This window comes from Maricaulis sp. ABE4_448 (genome assembly GCF_056160825.1).
Genome location: NZ_JBSWXX010000004.1, coordinates 118475 through 141357, shown reverse-complemented (window position 1 = coordinate 141357; position 22883 = coordinate 118475). Strand labels below are relative to the sequence as shown.

The window sequence follows — 22883 nt, the reverse complement described above, 5'->3', positions numbered from 1 at the left end:
TCCGTTCAGGCTGCTGACTGGGCTGCACGCACCGTCGGACCGTCGGCCCAGGTCGCATGCGTGCCGCTGGAAATCCGGTGGGGCAGGATGATCCGGCACACCGGGCCGTCTGTGATATTTTGCGCGTCGACGAGAACGCATTCCGAGCGGTTTTCGACCATGTCGGTGATAAAGGAAACGATGTAGCCGTCATCCTCGGACCTTGCGCCGACGCGCGGCGCAAACGGCGCCTCGCTGCCGAACCGGCCTTCACCAAAATTGAGCGTCTCACTCTTGCCGGTCTCGAAGTCGTGCTTCACGAAGCCCTCGAACAGGAACCAGCCCGGTTTGGTGAATGTGGAATAGAGATAGCGCGATTTAACGCCGCCATACGTCTGGTTGAAACTGCCGAATTCGAGCAGCCGGTCGTCGAGATGGCTTTCGCTGACGGCGCCTGTCTTCAGGTTGAAGCGCCAGCGGTGCAGTTTCGGCTTGAACGAGTTCTCGTCCAGATAGGCCATCAGCTGACCGAGGCGCGGATCGCCGCCGGGCGCATCGAGCGGTTTGGGTGCCGGGTCTTCCTGGAAATAGCCGTCGAGCACGATCTCGTCGCCCTCTTCCCAGGCATTCATCCAGTGCAGCACATAGGTTGGCGCGGCCTCGAACCAGCGGATGTCTTCCGGCTGGCCATAGCGCGGCACGATCGCAAAACGGGTCGGGATGTCACGGTGGAAGCGGGCGGCATGGCGCCCCTTGGCCAGAATGTCAGCATCCCAGAACAACGGCAGATCCGCGATGATCGAATAGTTTTTCGTGAAGGCCATGTCGTGCGGCAGGCGCGGCCCCGGCACCGGGATCGGGATGTAGTGCTTCAGCTTGTTGTCCGGCCCGACCACGCCGTAATGCATGTAGGGCGCGTGAGTGGAGTAGTTGAAGAAGAGCAGCTCGCCGGTGCTTTCATCCAGCTTGGGGTGGGCCGAGATTCCGTCGAGCGGCACCCAGCCTTCCGTCCCGAATTCTTCCATCGTGTAGGGATCGAGCCGATAACCGTCCCCGCATTGGTAAAAGGTCGACAGGATCTTGCCGGCGTGCACGACGACATCGGTCGAGGAGGCGTCCTTGATGCCACCATGCGCGCCCCAGCCCGGCCGGGTCGACAGGCGCGGATCCTCGGCAATCCCTGCCCAGAGTGGCTTGCCCGCCTCGACTTCAGCCATCAGCCCCTTGGTGCGCACAAAGCGGTTCTTGTAGCTCGCCTTGCCGTCGCGGAAGGACATGGTGTGAATCATGCCGTCACCGTCGAACGGGTGATAAAGACCGATCGATCCGAAGGCCGGGTTCTCGCTGTTCCGGACATAGATCCCGTCGATATCCTTCGGGATCTCGCCGATCACTTCGAGATCGTCGGCATCATACTCGTCGAATACCGGAGTCCAGGCGCCGGACGTGTAGGGGTGGTTGGGATCCGGGTCGAGATGCGGAAAGGTGCCGCGGTTCACAACAGACATCGGAAACTCCTGTGATCAGGCGGCGTCGCCGGCATCGCGGCGTGGCGGCATCGGAATGAAGGAACTGGTGCGGCGGATATAAGCCTCGTACTCAGGCCGCGACCGCTTGAGACGGCGCTCAAGCAGGGCAGCCCCGCTCCACTGCACCAGAAGGAAGGTGAGCATGATCGGGCCGGCGATCGAGAACAGACCCAGAGTCGTCTCGGCGGCAATAATAAACAGCCCCCACCACACGCAGGCATCGCCGAAATAGTTGGGATGCCGCGTATAGCGCCACAGGCCCTGATCCATCACTTTTCCGGCGTTATCCGGATTGCCCTTGAACCGCGCCATCTGCCAGTCGCCGACGCTCTCGAAGAAGATGCCGATGATGGCCAGCGCGGCACCGGCCCAGGCCAGCCAACCCACACCAGTCGGCTGCGCCGGCACCTGGCCCAGCTGGACCGGCAGGGAGACGAGCCACAGAAGGACGCCCTGCAGAAGGAAGACCTTGGTCAGGCTGGTCATGTGCGGATTGCCCTTGGCCTTGCCGAGCAGCGCGACATAGCGCTTGTCCGGCCCTTCCTTGCGCCAGCGCCAGAGAAGATAACCCGCCAGTCGCAGCCCCCACACTGTCGTGATCGCCAGCAGCAGAAGCTTGCGCTGGGCGTCACCGTCGGGCGTCAGGAAATGGGTTACGAAGGCCACAAGCACAAAGCCCGCCGCCCAGAAGGAATCGATGAAGCTGACATCGCCGATGGCGACACTGATCAGCCACAGGGCCAGCATGGTTCCGATCAAAACGGCGAAGTTGACGCCGATCACAAATACAAATTCAGGCATGTCTTGCTCCGTTGGTCAGGCAGGTCGTCAGCGCGCGATTTCCACCACGCCCGCATCGGGCGCGTCGGCATAGAGACGCTCCACATCGGCGGCGCGATGACGCCGGGCCGCTTCCTGATTGATCGTTCCCTTGTCAGATACTTCATGGCGTTCGGCGTTCGGCGGGTCTGACAGCAAGGCAAACCGGCGAATGCGTTCGCTGGACCCGGAGCACGCCGCATTGTGTGCAGCAAGGCGTGCCTCGATAGCGGCCAGGGCGCGCGGATCGCGTACCAGGTCAGCGGGCGGCATGTCCGGCAGTCCGGCTTCGGCTGCCAGCGCCCCGGCGTTCGGCCAGATGAGAGCGGACAGGTAGGACCGGTTCTCCCCGCACAGCACGAGATCGGTGATCAGCGGCGCGCCGACGCGAACCAGTTCGGCCCGCAGCTCGCCGCCGCTGACAAATGTGCCGGTGTCGAGTTTGAACTCTTCGGCCAGACGGCCGGCAAAGGCGAGCCCCTGGCTGGGATCGGCCGGATCGTGAAAGCGGGCTGTGTCGCCGATCTTGTAAAAGCCGTCCTCGTCGCGGATCTGGCTCTCCAGATCAGGCCGGCCGAGATAGCCCAGCGTCACCATCGGCCCCTTCATCCGAAGCTCGAAACGGGTCTCGTCCAGCGGGACAAGCTTCACCTCAAGGCCCGGCATCGGCAGACCGATCCCGACCTTTTCCGAGTGGAAATAGATCGACATACAGCCCGATGTGGTCTCGGTGGCGCCGTAGCCGGTCGTCATGAAGACGCGATTTCCGGTCTCCGCCTCGGCGATCGCCTGCAGACGGTCATAGACAGGCTGCGGCAAGCCCGCCCCGCCATAGAGCATCAGGCGCAGCTTCTCGAAGAAGGTCTTGCGCAGCGCCTCATCCTTCTCGAGCGCCTCGGTGAGCATCGCATAGCCTGCGGGCACATTGGTGAAGTAGGTCAGCGGGATTTCGCGCAGATTCTCGATCGTCTCGTCGAAAAGGCCGGGCAAGGGCTTGCCATTGTCGATGTAGAAGGTGCCGCCGAAGATCGCCGCGGCCATCGAGGAAAACGCGCCGGAGACATGGCTCCAGGGCAGCCATTCCAGCAGCACGTCATCCCAGCCGGCAGCGCGGCCGAGCACTTGCCATCCCTGATAGAGATTGGAGGTGATCATGCGCTGGGTGTGGATCACGGCCTTGGGCTTTCCGGTCGAGCCGGACGTCAGCATATAGGCCGCCGGCGCATCGGGGTCGAGCGCAGCGATCCGGTCTTCGATGTCGTCTCCGGCCGGTGCGGACAGCACGTCGGCCAGATCGGTTGCCGGTGCCCTGAAAGCGTCAGGGGCCCGGCTCAACACCACCGCATCGGCCGGCGCCGTCGCGTCGACTGCGGGGGCATAAGCCGCCGTTTCCGCGAAAACGAAGCCCGGATTGACCATGTCCATCACGTGGCGCAGGCGTTCGAACCCGCCGGCTGCGCCCAGCAGGGCGTAATTCGCACTGACCGGACACACCGGCACACCCGCCCCCATCGCGCCATAGCGCACGACGGCGTGGTCGATCGAATTGCCCGAAACGATCACCAGCGGCCGGGCGGGGTCCACGCCCTTGTCGATCAGGAAACGCGTCAACGCGTCTGCCCGCGCCTTTACCTCGGCAAAGCTCGCCGTCACCCAGGGCTCGCCCCGTGCCGGGCGGGCCGCCAGATGCACCTTGTCCGGCTGCAGTCGCGCCTGGCGCGCCAGCCCCGCCGGGACGGAAGCATCCCTGACATCGAGCGGCTCGCGCGGCGTCATCACCATTACCCCGTCGGGGCGGCGGTCTATTTCAAGGTCAACCGGCGGGAATTCCACGGCGCGGTAGTCTGCGGGCATGACGACATCCAGGTATTATTATGCAATTCATGTCACGTTAGAGCGCTCTTCGCGGGACTGTCAATCGATGAACGGACCAACCCGGAATCCCGCCCCGCGATATGACTTGCATTACGTTACCTGAAATGACTAGGCTGCGCTCGCAACTCACCGAAGGGCGGCGCAATGGCGCATATCGACACCGTTCATCGCATCATCGAAGCCTGGAAGCGCGGCGACATCGAAACCGTGCTGGACGCTGTCTGCGAGGATGTTGTCTACCACTATCATGTTGGCTCCCGCCCGCTGGAGGGCCGCGACGCCATCCGCCGCTTTCTCGAGAAATTCGGTGCCGGCCAGACGGAGATCGCCTGGTCGATCACCCGGCACAGCGAAACCGGCGACCTGCTGATGGTCGAGGGCGTCGATGATTATGTGAATGCCGAGGGCGTGCGCATCCGCACTCCCTATGCCGGCGTTTTCGAATTCCGCGACGGCCGCATCTGGCGCTGGCGGGACTATGTCGACAGCGCCGCGATTGCTGCGGCGCGCGCAGGCGAGCCCGTGCCGGCCTGGGTCGAGCCCCTGCTGGCCGGTGAATCCGGTTCTGCTTGACGCACCGGGTTTCTCCCGCTCTTATGACTTGCACAATAAAACCTATGGGAGGAATTCATGCGTAATCTTGTCGTCGCTCTCGCGCTGAGCGTAGCCATGCCTGCCGGGGCCGCGCTTGCCGACACCGGCACGCAGCAGACCTCTGACAATCCGAAAGTCCAGGTCGTTCTGGACATGGTCGATGCCTGGAACACGCAGGACTGGGACCGCGTCGTCTCGATGTTTGCCGAGGACGGTTCGCTGCATTCGATGATGGTCGACCCGATCGTGGGCCATGAAGCCCTCGCAGCCCGCATCGGCCATATCGGCGCCGGCATCGAGGAGATCACGCTGAATGTCCGGAATATCGGCCAGGTCGGCGACGTCGTCTTCATCGAGCGGGTCGACGAGTTCGTCTACAACGGTCATGCGGGCGCCGTACCGGTGGTCGGCGTCATCGAGATCAATGATGACGGCTCCATCCAGGAGTGGCGGGAATACTATGACCGCGCCGAGCTTCTCGAAGCTATGGGCATTCACACCGACTTCGACGCAGAAGCCCGGTGAGTGACGCACCGGCCGGCGGCCCGGGCGGGGCCGCCGCCAGCGAGGACGGTTACCCCGCGCCGGCCGTGGCCTGGGCGATGGTGGCCGTTCTCTTCATCGCCTACATCTTCTCTTTCATCGACCGCATGATCATCGGCCTCCTGGTCGAGCCCCTGAAGGCCGATCTGGGCCTGACCGACACGCAGGTCAGCCTGCTGCAGGGCTTCGCGTTTGCGATCTTCTACACAGTGATGGGCCTGCCGCTGGGCCGGCTGATCGACCGCTCGACGCGCCTGCCCATCGTCGCCGCCGGCGTTGCCCTGTGGAGCATCATGACCGCGTCCTGCGGACTGGCCGTACACTACTGGCAGCTCTTCCTGGCACGCATGGGCGTGGGCGTCGGCGAAGCGACCCTGTCGCCGGCCGCCTATTCGATCATCTCGGATTCCTTTCCGCAAAAGCGCCTCGGCCTTGCCATGGGCGTCTACGGCCTGGGATCGGCCGTCGGCGCGGGCCTGGCCTTCCTGATCGGCGCCGTCGTGATCGAGATGGTCGCCAATGCGGGATCGATTTCCCTGCCCCTGTTCGGCGAACTCAGCGCCTGGCAGGCGACCTTCATCATCGTCGGCATGCCCGGCCTGCTGATCGCGGGCCTGTTCATGATCCTGCCCGAACCGCCCCGTCACGGCGTCGCCGCCGGGACTGTGCGCGAAGCGGTGCCAATGCGCGAGGTGATGAGCTTTATCCGCAAGCGCGCGGGTGCCGTTCTGGGCCTGTGCTTCGCGGTCGGCATGGTGAATTTCGCGGTGTTTGCCGCGGTTTCCTGGTTCCCGGTCTTCCTGATCCGCGTGCACGGCATGGATCTGGCGTCAGCCGGCCATCTTGCCGGCGGCGCGCTGATCATCGGCGGACTGATCGGCCTGGTGGGCGGCGGCTGGGCGACAGACCGTTTCGGCGGCGGGACGGCAGCGGGGCGCCTTGCCTTCTGCGGCTTTGCGGGCCTTGCGGGGACGGTGTTTGCCGTGATCTTCCCGCTCGCCGGATCGCCCGCGCTGTCGGCCGTCGCCTTCGTGGTCTTCTTCTCGGCAGCAGCCGTGCCCATCGGCGCCGCCGCGAGCGCGCTTCAGCAACTCACACCCAACCGGATGCGGGCGACCCTGTCAGCCATCTACCTCTTCGTGGTGAACCTGATCGGGCTGGGCGCCGGACCGACCGCCACCGCGCTGGTGGGCGACACCTTCTTCCCGTTCGACGAGGGGGTGCGCTACGCCATCGCGATCGTGTCGCCAATCGGCTTTGCGATTGCCACCGGTCTCTTCTTCCTGTCGGCCAGCTATGCCCGGCGGCAGGTCGACGTGTGAGGCCTGTCCGTCCGGTCTGATTGTCGCAGACCGGCCGGCAGCCTTGCGATGACGGGCCATGGCGCTTAACAGGTATCACTGCGCAAGCGGAGCGCGGATTCGGGCTCCGCACCAGATCAACAGGAACCCATCGCGCCTCACGACATGTCTGACCGCAAATTCATTCGTACCTGCTCGATCTGGCGCGCCCTCGAAGTCGTCGGCGACACCTCGATCCTGCTGATCCTGGAAGCAAACTGGCTCGGCGCACGCCGGTTCGAGGAGCTGCGCAACCGGACCGGCCTGCTCAAGCCGCTCCTGTCCGACCGTCTGAAACGTCTCATGGCAGCCGGCGTACTGGAAAAGACCCCCTACAGCACCTCGCCCCAACGGTTCGAATACCGGCTGACCGAGAAAGGCCGCGGTCTTTACTGGACCGCACTGATGATGCTGCGCTGGGAGCGCCGCTGGGGCCCCAGCGAGGGCAAGATCTCGATCACCCTGCGCCACACAGGCTGCGGTCACGAGTTCGAGCCCGTGCCCGCCTGTGGCGATTGCGGCGGCGAGATCCATGCGCGCGAAATGGCGTGGAGCGAAGGCCCGGGCCTGGGCTGGATGACACCGACTTATTCGCGCCGGCGCCGCCACCGCGACACGGCGACAAACCGCGAGGCCGACTCCATCCTGCTGGATCATGTCGCCCAGATCACCGGCGACCGCTGGGCGAGCCTGGTCCTGCGCTCGATCTTTACCGGCCTGCGCAAGTTTGACGAGATCTGCGAAGACACCGCGATCGCCACCAACATTCTTTCCGAGCGCCTCAACTGGCTCTGCCAGATCGGGATGCTGGAGATGCACCCCTATTCCACGCGGCCCAATCGCTATGAATACCGGCTGACGGAAAAGGCGATCGACTACTACCCGATCCTGCTCATGCTGCTGCAGTGGGGAGACACCTATTACGTCTCTCCGGAGGGCCCGCCCCTGTTGTTGACGCACAAGCCCTGCGGCCATGAGCTGACCCCGATCGTCGTCTGCTCGCATTGCCGCCAGCCCGTTGCCCCGGAAGAGGTGACCTTCGAGATCGCCGAAGGCCCGGACCGCACCCCGGACGCCGCCGGCGGCACCTGACCAAAAGCGGACACCGTGCCGAAACTGGCTTGCACTATAAAACCATCGTTTTATAGTTTGTTTATGCAAGCTTCAAATCCTTCTCAACGGCCGCTGGAAGGCCGGGTCGCAATCGTCACCGGCGCCGGCAAGGGGCTGGGGGCGGCATTCGCCCGCGAGCTCGCCCGCCAGGGTGCCAGCATCGTCGTCAACAACCGGCTCAAGCCGGGTCGCGCCGACGAAGCCGCAGCCGTCGCGGCGGAGATCCGCGATGCCGGCGGCAAGGCCGTTGCCGAACACTCCGACATCACCGATCCCCAAGCTGGCGAACGCCTTGCCAAGGCCGCGCTCGATGCGTTCGGACAGCTGGACATCATCGTCTGCAATGCGGGCATCACCGGGCCGGCCGCCAAATTTTCGCCCGAGGGGCCGGCGACGATCCGCGCTGTGATGGACACCAACCTGTTCGCCACGGCCGATATCCTTGCGGCATGCCAGCCCGCCCTGGAAGCCTCGTCTGCAGCACGCGTGCTGATGGTCTCGTCCTCGGCGGGACTCTATGGCGTGCGTGGCCGGGCAGCCTATGCGGCATCGAAAGGCGCCATGAACGCCTTTGCCCTGACGCTTGCCGACGAGTGGCGCAAGCCGGGCATCCTTGTGAACGTGTTGTGCCCCTATGCGGCCACCCGGATGACGGCCGATGTCAGCCGCCCGGACGAGATCGACCAGCGGCTCCTGCCGGAGAACATTGCCCCCGCAGCGGCGTGGCTCACATCACCCGCCCTCACCCGCACGGGCGAGATCTGGCTGGGCGGCGCCGGTTGGCTGCGCAAGGTGCGGATCGTCGAGACCGAAGGCGGGCCGATGCCACAGGCGCTCGAGGCGTTCGACGCCTTTGCCGAGACCCAGTCCGGCCTGGAAACCGCGCGCGGTTTCCCCGGTGCGGAGCCTGCCTTCGCCGATCTCTACAAGACCATGGCGCGCCACAATTCGGAGACCGGCACATGACCCTTCGCGTGATCCAGTGGGCGACGGGCGCCATGGGACGAACCTGCCTGCAGGCGGTGATCGACAGCCCCCAAACCGAACTCGCCGGACTTTATGTCTACGGCGAACGCAAGGCCGGCCGCGATGCCGGCGACATTGCCCGGCGCGATCCGGTGGGCGTGGTGGCCACCCGCGACATCGAGGACATCCTGAAGCTGGACGCCGATGTCGTGATCCACGCGGCTCGCCTCGATCCGCCCTTCGAACGCCACGACGAAGACATCCAGCGCCTGCTGCGCTCCGGCAAGAATGTCGTGAGCATCAATGGCGGCACCAATCCCGACTACTGGCCCAAGGTCCGCAGGGACGCGTTCGAGGCTGCCGGCCGTGAGGGGAACGCCACCTTCATGGGCGCCGGTCTCAATCCCGGTTTTGCCGCGGAAAAACTGGCTGTCCTGGCAACCGGCGTCTGCAGCGATGTCAAACGCGTCTCCATTCACGAGATTGTCGACTGCCGCGCCGTCAAGAGCCCGGAATACGTCTTCGACGTGATCGGCTTCGGCGCAGAGGTCGACACTGTGGATCCCAATTCACCGGACTGGGCACCGGCCGGCATGATGAATGCCCTGTTCGAGGAAGTGACGGCCTGCGTCGCGGAACGGCTGGGCTGGACCGCAGACCGCGTCATCAAGGCCCACAGCCTGCGGCCGGCACGCCAAGCCCTCGAGATCGCCGCGGGGCGGATCGAACCGGGACGCGCTGCCCGCATTGACTGGCTCTGGCAAGCGGAAGCCGATGGCGCCGTGCGCGTCGAACTCGGTGTTTCCTGGACCATGGAACCGCCCGACCCTGCCGAAGCCGAGCCGGGTCTGTGGTCGATCCGGGTCGAGGGCACGCCCAGTGTTGCGCTGAGCTTCGGCCTGGAACCGCCGGCAGGCTGGACCGAACGCACGACGCCGGAAATGCTCGGCGTCGCCGGCGCCGTCCTCAACACGCTTCGCCACGCGGTTGCCGCAGAACCCGGCGTTTCACAGACACCCCTCACCCTGGCCTGGCAGGCACCGGGCGCTGACAAGAAGGCCCACGCATGAGCCGCAAGACCGACATTCTTCAGTCCATCATCGATGTCTGGTGTCATCATCAGGATATTGACGCCGTTCTGGCCCATCTCAGCGACGACCTGGTGTGGCACTACTCCGCAATCTCCCAGCCTCCCAAGCACGGCAAGGCCGGGGCGCGAGAATTCCTGGAAGCCTACAAGGCGAAGGTTCGCAATCCGCGCTGGCGCATCTTTAAGATCGCTGAAACAGACGACGCCCTGTTTCTGGAAGGCGTCGACGAGTTCGACACCGCAGACGGTCACCACGCGGTCGTTCCCTATATGGGCATTCTCGAATTCGACGGCGACCTGATCACCGGCTGGCGCGACTATTTCGACCGTGGCTCGGCTGACCGCAGCGCCGCAGGAACACCCCTGCCCGACTTTACATCCACACTGACCGCGCGGCCGGCCGTGCTCGAACCGGCCAGCAAGACGAGGAACCCGACATGACCGACACTCCCGCAAATGCCGACGCTGCGATGATGGCCGAGCTCCGCGCCCTCCTCGACAAGCAGGCGATCCACGAGGTTCTGGTGAGCTATTGCCGCGGCGCTGACCGGGGCGATGCCGATCTGATTGCGGCGGCCTATCACGACGACGCCATCGAGGATCATGGCGGCACGTTCAAGGGCCCGGCCTCGGACTATGTGGCAGCCATGCGGAAAGTCCTGCCCAAAGCACCGCGCATGACCCACGCCGTCACCAACATCATGATCGAACTCGACGGCGATCGCGCCCTGACCGAGTGCTACATCATGACCTTCTCCCGCCGCGATACCGGCGTCGAGGACCCGTTCGACAGCCTCACCATGGCGCGCGTGATCGACCGGTTCGAGCGCCGCGACGGCCGCTGGGCAATCGCCCATCGCCGCCTCGCCTGGGAGTGGAACCACGAAATGCCGCTGCATGAGAGCTGGGGCCGCGGTGCCATCGCGCCGGACCCGGAAGCCCTCGTGCGCGGCGCCAAGAAACCCGACGACATTCTCTACAGCCAGGACTGGAGCTGACATGAAGATCGAAGGCTGCACAGCGATCGTTACCGGCGGCAACCGGGGCATCGGCCTCGGCTTTGTCGAGGAACTGCTCGACCATGGCGCGGCACGCGTCTATGTCGGCGCCCGCAAGCTCACCGATGCCGAAGACGTTGCAAAAGCCGACCCGGCGCGGGTTGTACCCGTCGAGCTCGACGTGACCCGTCCCGAACACGTAGCCGCCGCTGCCGACAAGGCGCGTGATGTCACGCTCGTGGTCAACAATGCCGGTGCGTTTGAAATGCAGCGCCTCTACGGCACCGACGACCCCGACGCGGCCCGGCGTGAGATGGAAGTGAATTATTTCGGCGTTCTGTCGATGAGCCGGGCCTTCGCGCCGGTCATCGCCGCGAACGGGGGCGGCGGCATCATCAACGTGCTCTCTGCCGGCGGTATCGTCGCCGTTCCGGACATGGGCGGCTACAGCCCGTCCAAGTTTGCGGCCCGCGCAGCGTCCGACTGTCTGCGCGCGGAACTGGCGCCGCTGGGCGTCGGCGTGACGGCCCTGATCGTCGGTTCGGTCGACACACGCATGGCCGCGCATGTGAAGGTGAAGAAGTCCCAGCCGCGCGATATCGGCAAGGCCGGCCTCTGGGCCATCGCGAACGGCGTCGCCGAGCACGACACCGATCCGCATTCCATCGCCGTGCGCGCGCATCTGGCCCGCGACCCCTACGGTCTCGCCAAGTCGATGGCCGACCGGATGGCTCCGAAAACCTGAGCCGGACAAAAAATGAGCCGGCCCGTCATTGACGGCCGGCTCAGGCGGGAGTGCAGCCCCGGCGCCATGGCGCCGGGGCTTTTGCATGTCTAGAAGGTCGTCGAGAGCTCGATCCCGTAAGTGCGCGGCGCGCCCAGGCGGGACACCTCATCGCCGAAGAAGGCGATGATATTGGTGCGATAGATCTCGTCGGTCAGATTCTTGCCCCATACCGAGACGGTCCAGTCCCGATCCGGCGGCGTCAGAGTGACACGGCCATCGAGCAGGCCATATGCGTCTTCCGTCTGGGCGTTGTCCGGTGCCCAGAACATCTCGCCCTGATAGCTGTAATTGCCACGGATGGAGAGCGCGTCCCGCCAGGCGCCGACATCGAGCGTCAGCTCGGCACCGACATTGAACTGGGTCTCCGGCGTGCGTTGAAGCGTGTTGCCGGACGTGTCGAGACCGTTGCTGTCGACGAAGTCGACATATTCGGTTTCCAGCACCGTGGCGCCCGCCCACATCATCAGGCGGTCGGTGGCGGCAAACTGGAACTCGGCCTCGATACCCATGATCTCGGCGTCGGCCGCATTGTCGGTGATGTTGCACAGGCAGCCATCATCGGTCTGCGTCACCTGCAGGTCCTGATAGTCCATCATGAAGGCAGCAACGTTGAACCGGGCCCGCCGGTCGAAGAAGTCCAGCTTGGCGCCGAACTCGATATTCTCGACCGTCTCCGGATCATAGCCGGCCTGGGCGGCCGCCGGGTTGGCCGGGTCGTCTTCGAACCCGCCGCCCTTATAGCCGCGCGACCAGGTCAGATAGAACAGGGCATTGTCGTTGGGCTCGTATTCCGCCGTCACCTGCGGCGTCACTTCTTCCCATTCCATGCCGTAATTCGCCGAGAAGGTATCGCCTTCCACATAGGTGCCGGCGAGCGGCGTCAGGGCCACCTGGTCGGTCGGGTTGAAGGCGTCGCCACCTTCCACAGCCCGGGCGAACACGGTGCCGGACTTTTCATCCCGCGTGTAGCGGATACCCGCCACGACCCGGAAATTCTCGGTGAACTGGTAGCCCAGCTGACCGAAGACCGCGGCAGAGGTGGTTTCCGCGAAATTGTCCCAATGCGATTCACCGGACAGGGTTGCCAGCGCCGGGAAGGGAACTTCCGCCCAGAACCGGTCGAACTTCTCGACTTCGTCATGCTGGTAGTAGGCACCGATGATCCAGTCGAAATTGCTGTCACCAAGATCGGAGACAAGCCGGAATTCCTGGGTGAACTGGCTGATCTCTTCGCGCTCATTGACCGGAAAGCGGAACAGGAGTGGCGAAACGATGCCATAGCCGCTGTTCGGCCCCATGCCGGTCTGGTCATAGAGATTGTAGGCGTGACCCTGGCGATAGCCGGTGATGCTGGTCAGGGTGGCGAAATCGCCGATATCCCGGTCGATATCGAGCGAGATACCCCAGGCTTCACGCCGCAGCGCCTGCGGGGACTCCACCGTGTCACCCGCATAGATCGGGTGTTCCGGGAAGCTCTCGCGGATGTCGAGCGGCCGGCCGCGGGCGGTACCGATCAGCTCGCGCATGGCGCTCCACGGGCCTTGCGTTGCCGGATCGGGGCCGTCGATTGCCACGGAATGGAAGCCGTTCGACTCGTCGTCCATATAGTCGATGACCAGGCGAGCCGACACATTTCCGTCGATCGGCTGGAACAGCAGCTGAGCCCGGGCCTGCAAGGAGCGCAGATCGTCCAGCTCGCGGTCGTGCAGCAGGTCGTGATTGAACCCGCCCCGATCGCGGGACGAGAAGGAAATCCGGCCCGCGAGCACCTCGTTGATCGGACCGGTCACATGGCCCCGCACGAGCGTTTCATTGTAATTGCCCAGGGACACCGACAGTGCACCGCCGGGTTCGAACTCCGGGCTGGCCGTCACGATGCTGATGGCACCGCCGACCACATTACGGCCCAGAAGCACGCCCTGGGGGCCGCGCACGACCTCGACCCGTTCAATGTCGTACATGTCGGCGTTGAACAACCCCGACCGGCCGACATAGACATCGTCCAGGAAGATGCCGATCGACTGGTCTGCCGACGGTGAGTCGAGGCGGGTATTGGTGATGCCGCGGACGTTGAATTCCTGGTCCAGCGGCGACAGAGCGGTGAAGGACAGCGATGTCACGCTGCCTGCCAGATCCTCGAAGCTGAGGATCCGGTCCTTTTCGAGGTTTTCTCCGCTGATCGCCGAAACAGCGATGGCGGAATCCTGGACGCTCGCCGCGCGGCGTTGTGCGGTGATTTCGATCACGTCCAGCTGCGGGCCCGAGCCGGTCTCTTCCGGCTCGGCATTCTGGGCATAAGCACCGGCTGTCCCGGTCATGCCGAGTATCAGAGCCAGTGCCGTCATTTGTTTGAACTTATTCACGGTATTCCTCCCCTTCGGTGCACCCGAAGCTGCCTTGCCAGCGCTATTGGTTTGAGGGTCACACCGGAAGGGACGCTACACGCAGCGGGCTAGGTTCGTCAATGCAAGTTAGTATGGATTCTTCTATCGAGGCGATAAATCACGGTATATAAGGGACTTGCCGCCACTATCCGGCATTTGTGCACTTGCGCACTGAAACCAGAAGATCAGCTGCCTGACCGTGCACGCTGGAGGCCCGGCACCCGGCACCAACTTGCAAATTTGAACCCGGGGCGCGCCTGCGCAGACGCCCTGACAGGCCGCACACGCTCGCCCTGATCACGCCTGGGACCCGACTTGCACAGACCGCAAGCACCGGGCTCGCAGCTCTCCACTTGCTCCATGATCATAGCATCGATAAAGTGAGTTTGACTACGCAAGTTAATTCATTGTCAGATTGCCCGGCCAGACCATCATGGCCTGACGGCCAGAGTGCCCAGAGCCGCCAAACACCGAAAGGGGACGCCATGACCTACCGATCGACCGCCCGGACCAGCGCCCCGCCCGTCTTCATTCTCGGCGGCGCCCAGAGCGATTTCGCGCGCAACTGGACGCGCGAGAACAAGGGCCTGTTCGACATGATCGCCGAGACCACGGATGCCGCGCTCGAGGATGCACGGATCGACGCCGGCGATGTCGAAGTGCTCCATGTCGGCAATTTCGCGGCGGAACTCTTCTGCGGCCAGGGTCTGCTGGGCGGCATGGCCGTCCACGCCAATCCCGCCTTCGCCGGCCTGCCCACCAGCCGGCATGAAGCCGCCTGCGCTTCCGGCTCCATGGCGATCCTGGCGGCCATGGCGGATATCGAGGCCGGCCGCTATGGCCTGGCCGGTGTCATCGGCGTCGAGATGATGCGCAATGTGCCGGGCCAGACCGCAGCGGAAAATCTTGGCGCCGCGGCCTGGTCGGGACGCGAAGCCGTCGGCGCCCGTTATCTCTGGCCGGCCATGTTTTCCAACCTCGCCGCCGAATATGACCGCCGCTACGGGCTGAATCCCGACCATCTGGCGGAAATCTCGAAGATCAACTTCGCCAATGGCCGCCGCAATCCGAACGCCCAGACGCGGAACTGGGAGTTCACCGAGCGCAGCTTTGCCCAGGACGATGAAGCCAATCCGGTGATCGAGGGCTGGATGCGCAAGAGCGATTGCGGTCAGGTCACCGACGGTGCGGCCGTGATCTTCCTCGCCTCAGAAGAGGTGGCGCGTGAGTATGCCGATGCCCGCGACCTCGATCTGGAAGACATTCCGCGACTGAAAGGCTGGGGCCACACCACGGCGCCGCTTCTGCTTGAGTCAAAACTGGCGGAGAGCGCCGGCACCGACGGCTATATCTTCCCCTGGGTGCGCAAGGCGATCACCGATGCCTACGCCCGGGCCGGCCTGTCGGGACCGGACGATCTCGACCTTGTTGAAACCCATGACTGTTTCTCAGTCACCGAATACATGGCGATCGAGCATTTCGGCCTGTCCGCTCCGGGCGAGGCGTGGAAGCCGGTCGAGGATGGCGTCATCGCGCCCGGCGGCAAGCTTCCCTTCAATCCGTCGGGCGGCCTGATCGGTCTTGGCCATCCCGTCGGCGCGACCGGCGTGCGCATGGCCCTGGATGCAGCCCGCCAGACATCGGACCGGGCGGGAGACTGCCAGGTCGAGGGCGCCCGCACAGCGGCGACCTATAATGTCGGCGGATCGACGACCGCCAGTGTCAGTCTGGTGATCGGGGTCTGATCGGGCATGGAAGTCTATGTTTACGACGCGGTGCGGACACCGCGCGGCAAGTCGAAGGCCACCGGCGGCCTTGCCGAATTCACACCGCAGGAACTGGTCGGACAGCTGATCGATGCGCTCAGGACCCGGACCGGCGAAGACACGATCGACCGTGCGGCCGGGCTGACGCTGGGCTGTGTCGGCCAGATCGGCGCCCAGGGCGGACATATCGCGCTGGTCAGCCGGCTGCACGCCAATCTGCCGCCAGAGATGCGGGCGCTTTCGCTCAACAATTTCTGCGTTTCCGGCCTCACCGCCGTCGGCCTGTCTGCCAGCGACGCCCTCGCGCTTGGCGACGACCGGCTGCGCATTGCCGGCGGTGTCGAGATGATGTCGCGCGTGCCCTTCATGGGCGACCACGCTTTCTACTATGACGATCCGGAAACCGCCGCCCGCCTGCGCTATGTGCCGGTCGTCCTCTCCGCCGATCTGATGGCCACGATGAACGGCTATGACAAGGCGGACCTCGACGCCGTGACGCTGCGCTCGCACCAGCGCGCCGCAGCCGCCTGGGCGCGCGGCGATCTGGGGGGCGTTGTGCCGATCGTCCGTGCGGACGGGTCGGTCGCCCTCGCCCATGACGAGGGCATACGCCCCGACACAACGGCGGAAGGCCTCGCCGCGATGGAACCTGCCTTCGCCGGACTGGGCGCCAAAGGGTTCGACGCCATCATGCTCGACGCCCGGCCGGAACTGGACGCGATCCGGCACGTCCATTCCGTGGCCAACTGCCCGCCGACCTGCGACGGCGCCGGACTGGTCCTGATCGGCTCACGGGCAGCCGGTGACGCCTCCGGCCTCACCCCGCGCGCGCGGATTCGCGGCTTTGCCGAAGCCACCGCCGATCCCGTACTGCAACTCACCGCCGGTTTCGCCGCGATGGACAGCGTCCTCGCACAGACCGGGCTGGCGATCAGCGATTTCGACCGTATCGAATTCATGGAAGCTTTCGCGGCCACGCCGGTCCGCTTCGAGCGTGAATACGCGCCCGATCCGGACCGTGTGAACCCGGACGGGGGGCACCTGGCAATGGGACACCCGATGGGGGCATCAGGCGCCATCCTGCTGGGCACACTTGTTGACGGCATGGAGCGCCGGGGCGGCAGCCTTGGACTTGTTGTGGTGCATGGCGGATCGGGTGTCGGCAGCGCGATGGTGGTCGAACGCGTTTAGCGCTCGGCCCGGCCTTCTGATCAGCCATCATCACGCAGCGCAAGAATCTCGACCATCGCGCCGGGCTGTTCTGCCGGTGCTCCGGATCGTCTCCGGATCAGGCAGTCGGCCTGCGCCAGCGCTGACAGGGCGGAGGAGTCCTGGTTCGCCAGCGGCGCAACCCGGCCGTCCCGGTCGCGCCCCGCCCGCAGATAGCTTTCCCGCCAGTCATTCGCGTCCAGCGCCACGGCGAGCACAGCCTGGGCGAAGACGGCGCTCGCGGCACCCCCGCCCAGCCGCGCCAGGGCGGGACGAAGAAAAAGGCGCGCCATCACCAGGGCCGAAACCGGATTGCCCGGCAAGCCGAGCAACGGATGCCCCTCTACCGTGCCGAACCAGGTCGGCTTTCCTGGCCTCGCCGCAATCCGCTCGAATGCGAACCGGCCGCCATCGGCCTGGAAGACCGCGCGCAGATGATCATGCCCGCCGACCGATGCCCCGCCGACCGTCACCGTCAGGTCGCAGTCCCGCCCGCGTCGAAGCGCATCCCGGACGGCATCGGGCCGGTCGCGGGCAATGCCAAGATAGACCGGTTCCCCGCCCCAGATACGGACCAGTTCCACGAGCCCGGGCGCGATTGAATTGACAATTTGCGCAGGCCCGGCGGGCTCACCGGGCTCAACCAGTTCGTCCCCCGTCGCCAGGATCGCGATGCGGGGCCGCGGGTGTATATGAAGCGTCGCGACACGCGCCGCGGCCGCCAGCGCGACAGCGTCCGGCGACAGGCGCCGCCCGGCCTCAAGCAGACGATCTCCGCGGCAAAAGTCCGTACCGGCCGGCCGGATATTTGCCATCGGGCGCGCCGTATCGTCGAGCCGGACGGTATCGCCTGTACGCGAGGCCTTTTCCTGCATCACCACCTGATCGGCACCGTCCGGCACCGGCGCTCCGGTGGAAATCCGCACGGCCTCGCCAGGGCCGACCGGCCGGCCAAAGCCATGCCCGGCCGCCGCCTCGCCAACCAGGCGCAGCGCTTCTGTTCCTGCAACGAGATCGGCCGAGCGGACGGCGTAGCCGTCCATAGCCGACGCGGCGAAAGGCGGCTGTGTCCACTGCGCGACCAGCGGCTCGGCCAGAACCGTGCCTGCGCAGTCCGCAAGCGGCCGCTCGACCTGCGGCAGCGGCGACAGAGCGGCCAGCATTGCGTCCAGGGCTGCATCGACGGTCAGCATGGCGGGGTCCGACATCTCAACGCTCCGTCAGCCGGGGGATGAGCTCGACCAGATTGCAGGGCCGGTGCGTCCGGTCGAATTCGATTCTCAGCACTTTCTCCCAGGCGTCCCGGCAGCCGCCGCTCGAGCCTGGCACGGCAAACAGATAGGTGCCGCCGGCGATGCCGGCCGTCGCCCGCGACTGGATGGTCGACACGCCGACCGAGGCATAGCTGACCTGGTGAAAGACCGCAGCAAACCCGTCCATCTCCTTGTCATAGACACCGCGAAAGGCTTCCGGCGTGACGTCGCGCCCGGTCAAGCCGGTTCCGCCTGTCGCAATCACCGCGTGAATGCCGGGGTTGGCGATCCAGGCACCCAGCTGCGTGCGGATCGCCGTCACATCGTCCGGCACGATGGCATGGTCCACGACGCGGTGACCATCGGCCGAGATGGCCTCACGCAACCAGGGACCTGTCTTGTCCGTTGCTGCATCACGCGTGTCGGACACTGTCATGACGGCAAAGCCGACCCGATCCGGAACTGCACCCATTCACACGCTCCCTTGCTTCATCACTGTCGAAGTGGCCCCGTTTTGCCGCGGGCACAAGTCGCGGACCAGACACGGCCGCCGCAGCGGGCGCAAATGACCGTCACAAATCCGCGAGCGGTCATGACAGTGAAACAATCTATGGATTTGCCTGATAAAATCGATTTGATTCATATGTCGCCATCCGTCATCCTCGCCGCAGTATCCAAGAGTAAATCGGCATCCACGCATTCAAGACATGATTGGAGACATCATGGACGGCAATGATACGCAGTCGCCCGGCAAATGCCCGGTGATGCATGGAGGAATGACGTCTGGCCGCGCATCGGTGATGGATTGGTGGCCGAACGCGCTGAACCTCGACATCCTTCACCAGCACGACACCAAGACCAACCCGCTGGGCAAGGACTTCAACTATCGCGAAGCCCTGAAAACCCTCGACATCGAGGCCCTGAAGAAAGATGTCACCGACCTCATGACCGACAGCCAGGACTGGTGGCCGGCCGACTGGGGTCACTATGGCGGCCTGATGATCCGCATGGCCTGGCACGCAGCCGGCTCCTACCGGCTGGCCGACGGCCGCGGCGGCGGGGGCACCGGCAATCAGCGCTTCGCGCCGCTGAACTCCTGGCCGGACAATGTCAGTCTCGACAAGGCCCGCCGCCTGCTCTGGCCGATCAAGAAGAAGTACGGCAATGCCGTCTCCTGGGCCGACCTGATCATCCTGGCCGGCAATATCGCCTATGAATCCATGGGGCTGAAGACGTTCGGCTTTGCCTTCGGGCGGGAAGACATCTGGCATCCGGAGAAGGACACTTATTGGGGCGCCGAGAAGGAGTGGCTCGCCCCGAGCGATGGCCGCTATGACAATGTCGACGATCCGTCGACGATGGAAAATCCGCTGGCCGCCGTGCAGATGGGCCTGATCTACGTCAACCCGGAAGGCGTCAACGGTCAGCCAGACCCGCTGAAGACCGCAGCGCAGGTGCGCGAAACTTTCGCCCGCATGGCAATGGACGACGAGGAAACCGCCGCCCTGACCGCAGGTGGCCACACCGTCGGCAAGACCCATGGCAATGGCGATGCCGGCGCCTTGGGTCCGGACCCCGAGTCCTGCGGTGTCGAGGAACAGGGCTTCGGCTGGAGCAATCCCAATATGGGCGGCAAGGCGGCCAATGCGGTCACCTCGGGGCTGGAAGGCGCCTGGACCACCCATCCGACCACATTCGACATGGGCTTTTTCGACCTGCTGTTCGGCTATGAGTGGGAGCTGAAGAAGAGTCCAGCCGGGGCCTGGCAATGGGAGCCGGTCGACATCAAGGAAGAGGACAAGCCGGTCGATGCGACCGACCCGTCAATCCGTCACAACCCCATGATGACCGATGCCGACATGGCGATGAAAATGGATCCGGCCTACCGGGCGATCTGTGAGAAATTCATGGCCGACCCGGCCTATTTCCGCGACACCTTCGCCCGGGCCTGGTTCAAGCTGACGCACCGCGACATGGGTCCCAAGGTCCGCTATGTCGGCCCGGACGTGCCGGACGAGGACCTGATCTGGCAGGACCCGGTTCCGGCCGGCCCGGCGAATTACGATATCGGGGCCATCAAGTCGAAGATCGCCGCGAGCGGCCTGCCGACGGCTGAACTCGTCGCCACGGCCTGGGACAGCGCACGCACCTATCGCGGTTCGGACATGCGCGGCGGCGCAAACGGCGCCCGTATCCGTCTGGCACCCCAGAAGGACTGGGAGGGCAATGAGCCGCAGCGTCTCGCCAGGGTGCTGGGCGTTCTCGAACCCATAGCGAAGGAATACGGGGCCAGCCTGGCTGATGTCATCGTGCTGGGCGGCAATGTCGGTGTCGAGCGTGCGGCTGCCGCCGCGGGTGTCGACATCACCGTGCCCTTCGCACCGGGCCGCGGCGACGCCACTGATGAGATGACCGACGCCGACAGTTTCGACGTTCTCGAACCCATTCATGACGGCTACCGCAACTGGCTGAAGAAGGACTATGCGGTCAGCCCGGAAGAGCTGATGCTCGACCGGACCCAGCTGATGACTCTGACGGCGCCGGAGATGACGGTGCTGGTCGGCGGCATGCGTGTGCTGGGCACCAATCATGGCGGCACGAAACATGGCGTCTTCACCGACCGCGAAGGCGCTCTGACGACCGACTTCTTCGTCAACCTCACCGATATGGCGAATGCCTGGAAACCGGCGGGCGACGGGATCTACGAGATCCGCGATCGCAAGTCCGGCCAGACGAAGTGGACCGCGACCCGGCTTGACCTGGTCTTCGGCTCCAATTCGGTCCTGCGGGCCTATGCCGAGGTCTATGCCCAGGACGATGCGCAGGAGACGTTCGTGAAGGACTTCGTGGCGGCCTGGACCAAGGTGATGAACCTCGACCGGTTCGACCTTAACTGACACCGGGACGATCGCGGCGATGGTCACACGAGGGGCGGGTCATGCCAGCAGCATGACCCGCCCCTGCGGCTTTCCGGCCGGGCGCAACGCAGGACGCCCGGCGCGGCTTCATCATCCCTCTTGCTTGCACCAGGCCCGCACAGGGCCGACACGGCGATGCACAGCACAACCAGGCCGAATCCCGGCGTGTCCTTTTCGGCGAAACGAGCCACGGGATGCCGGGGCGGGTTGCCAGGAGCGCGACGAATGTAGCATTATCGCTAGAATCGTAACAACCGGAGCTCGCTGATGTTCTGTCGCGCCGTCACGGCGGCACTGACCGCCGGCCTGGCCAGCCTCGCGGTGAGTGCAGCCGGCACCGCCCAACCTCCCGAAAGCCTGTCAGAGTCGGTGACGCGCCATGTGCGGATCGACAGTCCGCGTCTGGCCCTGACCGGCCTGCAGCTGATCGACGGCTCAGGTGCTCCGGCACGGCAGAACCAAACCATTCTGATCGAAGATGGCCGCATCCGGGCCGTGGGTGACAGCCGCGACGTGACGGTCCCCGACGGGTTCGAAGAGATGGCGCTGGGCGGCCGCACGGCGATGCCGGGCATTGTCGGCCTGCACAATCACCTTCACCATCCGGGCGTTCCCGTCAGCCATTTTGCCGCGCCGTATCTTTATCTTGCCGGCGGTGTGACGACCCTGTTCTCCGCCGGCAGCGCCGCCCCGATGGCCGAACTGAATATGGCGGAAGCGGTTGCGCGCGGGCTCGGCCCGGGCCCGGACATGCGGATCGCCGCGCCCTATGTAACGGGCCCCGAGGGCAATTGGGTGATGCCGCGCCCGGCCACGCTCCTGGCCGCCCGCGACTTCGTCGATTACTGGGCCACCGCAGGGGTTTCCGGGTTCAAACTCTACCGCCACGTCACGCCGCCGATCGCCGCCGCGATCATCGACCAGGCCCACACGCACGGCCTCACCGTCACCGGGCATCTGTGTTCCCTGACCTTCCGCGCGGCGGCAGAGATGGGGATCGACCGGATCGAGCACGGCCTGATTTCCATGTCGGACCTGGTCGAGGACAAGCCCGAGGGCGAATGCGTCTCCACCCTGTCATCCCTGACCGAAGCCGATATTGACGGACCGGCGGTCTCGGCCGTGATCGAGACGCTCGTTGCCCATGACGTGACCCTGACCTCGACCCTGGCCATTATCGAGTCCCATTTCGCCCATCGCCCCCAGGGCGAGCCGCGCGCGCTGGAGATGCTGTCGCCGCTCGAGCGCGCCGCTTATGATGCCCGCCAGACCGCCCTTGCCGAACGCCGCGACACGACCCGTTTCACGCCGGCGCTTTTCAGCCGCATCCTCGCATTCGAGCGCCGCTTCGCCGAAGCCGGCGGCCGGCTCGTTGCCGGTCCGGACAATGGCCGCCATATCGTCGCCGGCTATGGCGACCAGCGGAATCTGGAAGTCCTTGTGGAAGCCGGCTTCTCCGTGCCCGAAACCGTGCAGATCATGACCCATAACGGCGCCGTCGAACTCGGCCTGGGCGAAGACCGCGGTCTGGTACAGGCCGGCTACCGGGCGGACATCCTGATCCTCAATGGCGACCTCGCCGCCGACCCGGCCGCGATCCGCTCACTCGAATACGTGTTCCGCGACGGTCTGGCCTATGATCCCGCCAGCCTCGCCGAAACCGTGCGCGGCGAAGTCGGCCTGCGCTGATCCCGAACCCTCCATCCAGCCAAGCGGACCG

19 protein-coding genes are annotated in these 22883 nt (G+C 65.1%); 13 read left to right on the top strand and 6 right to left on the bottom strand.

What is annotated here, in order from left to right; all coding sequences use genetic code 11:
* Positions 1-5: 5 nt before the first annotated feature.
* From ACXAJV_RS12180 to ACXAJV_RS12170, 3 genes are read right to left on the bottom strand one after another with little or no spacing between them, the layout of a single operon-like run.
* Positions 6-1487 (bottom strand): carotenoid oxygenase family protein, encoded by a 1482-nt coding sequence (locus ACXAJV_RS12180; RefSeq protein ID WP_475085630.1) that lies wholly within the window; start codon positions 1485-1487, stop codon positions 6-8.
* 15 nt (positions 1488-1502) lie between these two features.
* A complete protein-coding gene (locus tag ACXAJV_RS12175; RefSeq protein WP_475085629.1) occupies positions 1503-2309 on the bottom strand; it encodes a DUF1295 domain-containing protein in 807 nt (268 codons plus the stop codon).
* 27 nt (positions 2310-2336) lie between these two features.
* On the bottom strand, positions 2337-4181 hold the full coding sequence (locus ACXAJV_RS12170) for an AMP-binding protein (protein ID WP_475085628.1): 1845 nt from the start codon (positions 4179-4181) through the stop codon (positions 2337-2339).
* A 165-nt stretch (positions 4182-4346) separates the two neighbouring features.
* On the opposite strand from ACXAJV_RS12170, the gene ACXAJV_RS12165 reads away from it, so the two are divergent.
* The 9 genes from ACXAJV_RS12165 (at position 4347) to ACXAJV_RS12125 (ending at position 11591) form a co-directional block, all read left to right on the top strand.
* Positions 4347-4775: a nuclear transport factor 2 family protein gene (locus ACXAJV_RS12165; RefSeq protein WP_348509646.1), complete on the top strand. Its 429-nt coding sequence runs from the start codon at positions 4347-4349 to the stop codon at positions 4773-4775.
* 57 nt (positions 4776-4832) lie between these two features.
* Positions 4833-5321 (top strand): nuclear transport factor 2 family protein, encoded by a 489-nt coding sequence (locus ACXAJV_RS12160; protein WP_348509645.1) that lies wholly within the window; start codon positions 4833-4835, stop codon positions 5319-5321.
* Positions 5318-6661, top strand: coding sequence for an MFS transporter (locus ACXAJV_RS12155; protein WP_475085626.1), 1344 nt, complete (start codon positions 5318-5320; stop codon positions 6659-6661). The genes ACXAJV_RS12160 and ACXAJV_RS12155 overlap by 4 nt, the downstream gene beginning before the upstream one ends.
* 144 nt (positions 6662-6805) lie before the next feature.
* The gene (locus ACXAJV_RS12150; protein WP_475085625.1) at positions 6806-7771 is read left to right on the top strand and encodes a winged helix-turn-helix transcriptional regulator; all 966 of its coding nucleotides are present in this window, start codon (positions 6806-6808) and stop codon (positions 7769-7771) included.
* A gap of 63 nt (positions 7772-7834) precedes the next feature.
* Complete coding sequence (locus tag ACXAJV_RS12145; protein ID WP_475085623.1) at positions 7835-8758, top strand: SDR family NAD(P)-dependent oxidoreductase; 924 nt, start codon at positions 7835-7837, stop codon at positions 8756-8758.
* Positions 8755-9828: a hypothetical protein gene (locus ACXAJV_RS12140; protein ID WP_475085621.1), complete on the top strand. Its 1074-nt coding sequence runs from the start codon at positions 8755-8757 to the stop codon at positions 9826-9828. The genes ACXAJV_RS12145 and ACXAJV_RS12140 overlap by 4 nt, the downstream gene beginning before the upstream one ends.
* Positions 9825-10289, top strand: coding sequence for a nuclear transport factor 2 family protein (locus tag ACXAJV_RS12135; protein WP_475085619.1), 465 nt, complete (start codon positions 9825-9827; stop codon positions 10287-10289). Before ACXAJV_RS12140 ends, ACXAJV_RS12135 begins: the two co-directional genes overlap by 4 nt.
* Complete coding sequence (locus tag ACXAJV_RS12130) at positions 10286-10846, top strand: nuclear transport factor 2 family protein (protein ID WP_475085617.1); 561 nt, start codon at positions 10286-10288, stop codon at positions 10844-10846. Before ACXAJV_RS12135 ends, ACXAJV_RS12130 begins: the two co-directional genes overlap by 4 nt.
* Before the next feature lies 1 nt (position 10847).
* Complete coding sequence (locus tag ACXAJV_RS12125) at positions 10848-11591, top strand: SDR family oxidoreductase (RefSeq protein ID WP_475085615.1); 744 nt, start codon at positions 10848-10850, stop codon at positions 11589-11591.
* A gap of 89 nt (positions 11592-11680) precedes the next feature.
* On the opposite strand, the gene ACXAJV_RS12120 is transcribed toward ACXAJV_RS12125, so the two are convergent.
* A complete protein-coding gene (locus tag ACXAJV_RS12120) occupies positions 11681-13996 on the bottom strand; it encodes a TonB-dependent receptor (protein ID WP_475085614.1) in 2316 nt (771 codons plus the stop codon).
* A gap of 506 nt (positions 13997-14502) precedes the next feature.
* Between ACXAJV_RS12120 and ACXAJV_RS12115 the strand changes: the two genes are divergently transcribed.
* Positions 14503-15762, top strand: coding sequence for an acetyl-CoA acetyltransferase (locus tag ACXAJV_RS12115; protein WP_475085613.1), 1260 nt, complete (start codon positions 14503-14505; stop codon positions 15760-15762).
* Positions 15763-15768: 6 nt separating this feature from the next.
* Complete coding sequence (locus ACXAJV_RS12110) at positions 15769-16974, top strand: acetyl-CoA C-acyltransferase (RefSeq protein ID WP_475085611.1); 1206 nt, start codon at positions 15769-15771, stop codon at positions 16972-16974.
* Between the two features lie 20 nt (positions 16975-16994).
* On the opposite strand, the gene ACXAJV_RS12105 is transcribed toward ACXAJV_RS12110, so the two are convergent.
* Both ACXAJV_RS12105 and ACXAJV_RS12100 read right to left on the bottom strand, forming a co-directional pair.
* A complete protein-coding gene (locus ACXAJV_RS12105) occupies positions 16995-18200 on the bottom strand; it encodes a molybdopterin molybdotransferase MoeA (RefSeq protein WP_475085610.1) in 1206 nt (401 codons plus the stop codon).
* 1 nt (position 18201) lies between these two features.
* Positions 18202-18717, bottom strand: a complete 516-nt coding sequence (locus tag ACXAJV_RS12100; protein ID WP_475085609.1) for a molybdenum cofactor synthesis domain-containing protein — start codon at positions 18715-18717, stop codon at positions 18202-18204.
* A 250-nt stretch (positions 18718-18967) separates the two neighbouring features.
* On the opposite strand from ACXAJV_RS12100, the gene katG reads away from it, so the two are divergent.
* Both katG and ACXAJV_RS12090 read left to right on the top strand, forming a co-directional pair.
* Positions 18968-21142 (top strand): catalase/peroxidase HPI, encoded by a 2175-nt coding sequence (gene katG, locus ACXAJV_RS12095; RefSeq protein WP_475085608.1) that lies wholly within the window; start codon positions 18968-18970, stop codon positions 21140-21142.
* Positions 21143-21430: 288 nt separating this feature from the next.
* Complete coding sequence (locus ACXAJV_RS12090; protein ID WP_475085606.1) at positions 21431-22852, top strand: amidohydrolase family protein; 1422 nt, start codon at positions 21431-21433, stop codon at positions 22850-22852.
* The last annotated feature ends 31 nt before the right edge of the window (positions 22853-22883 follow it).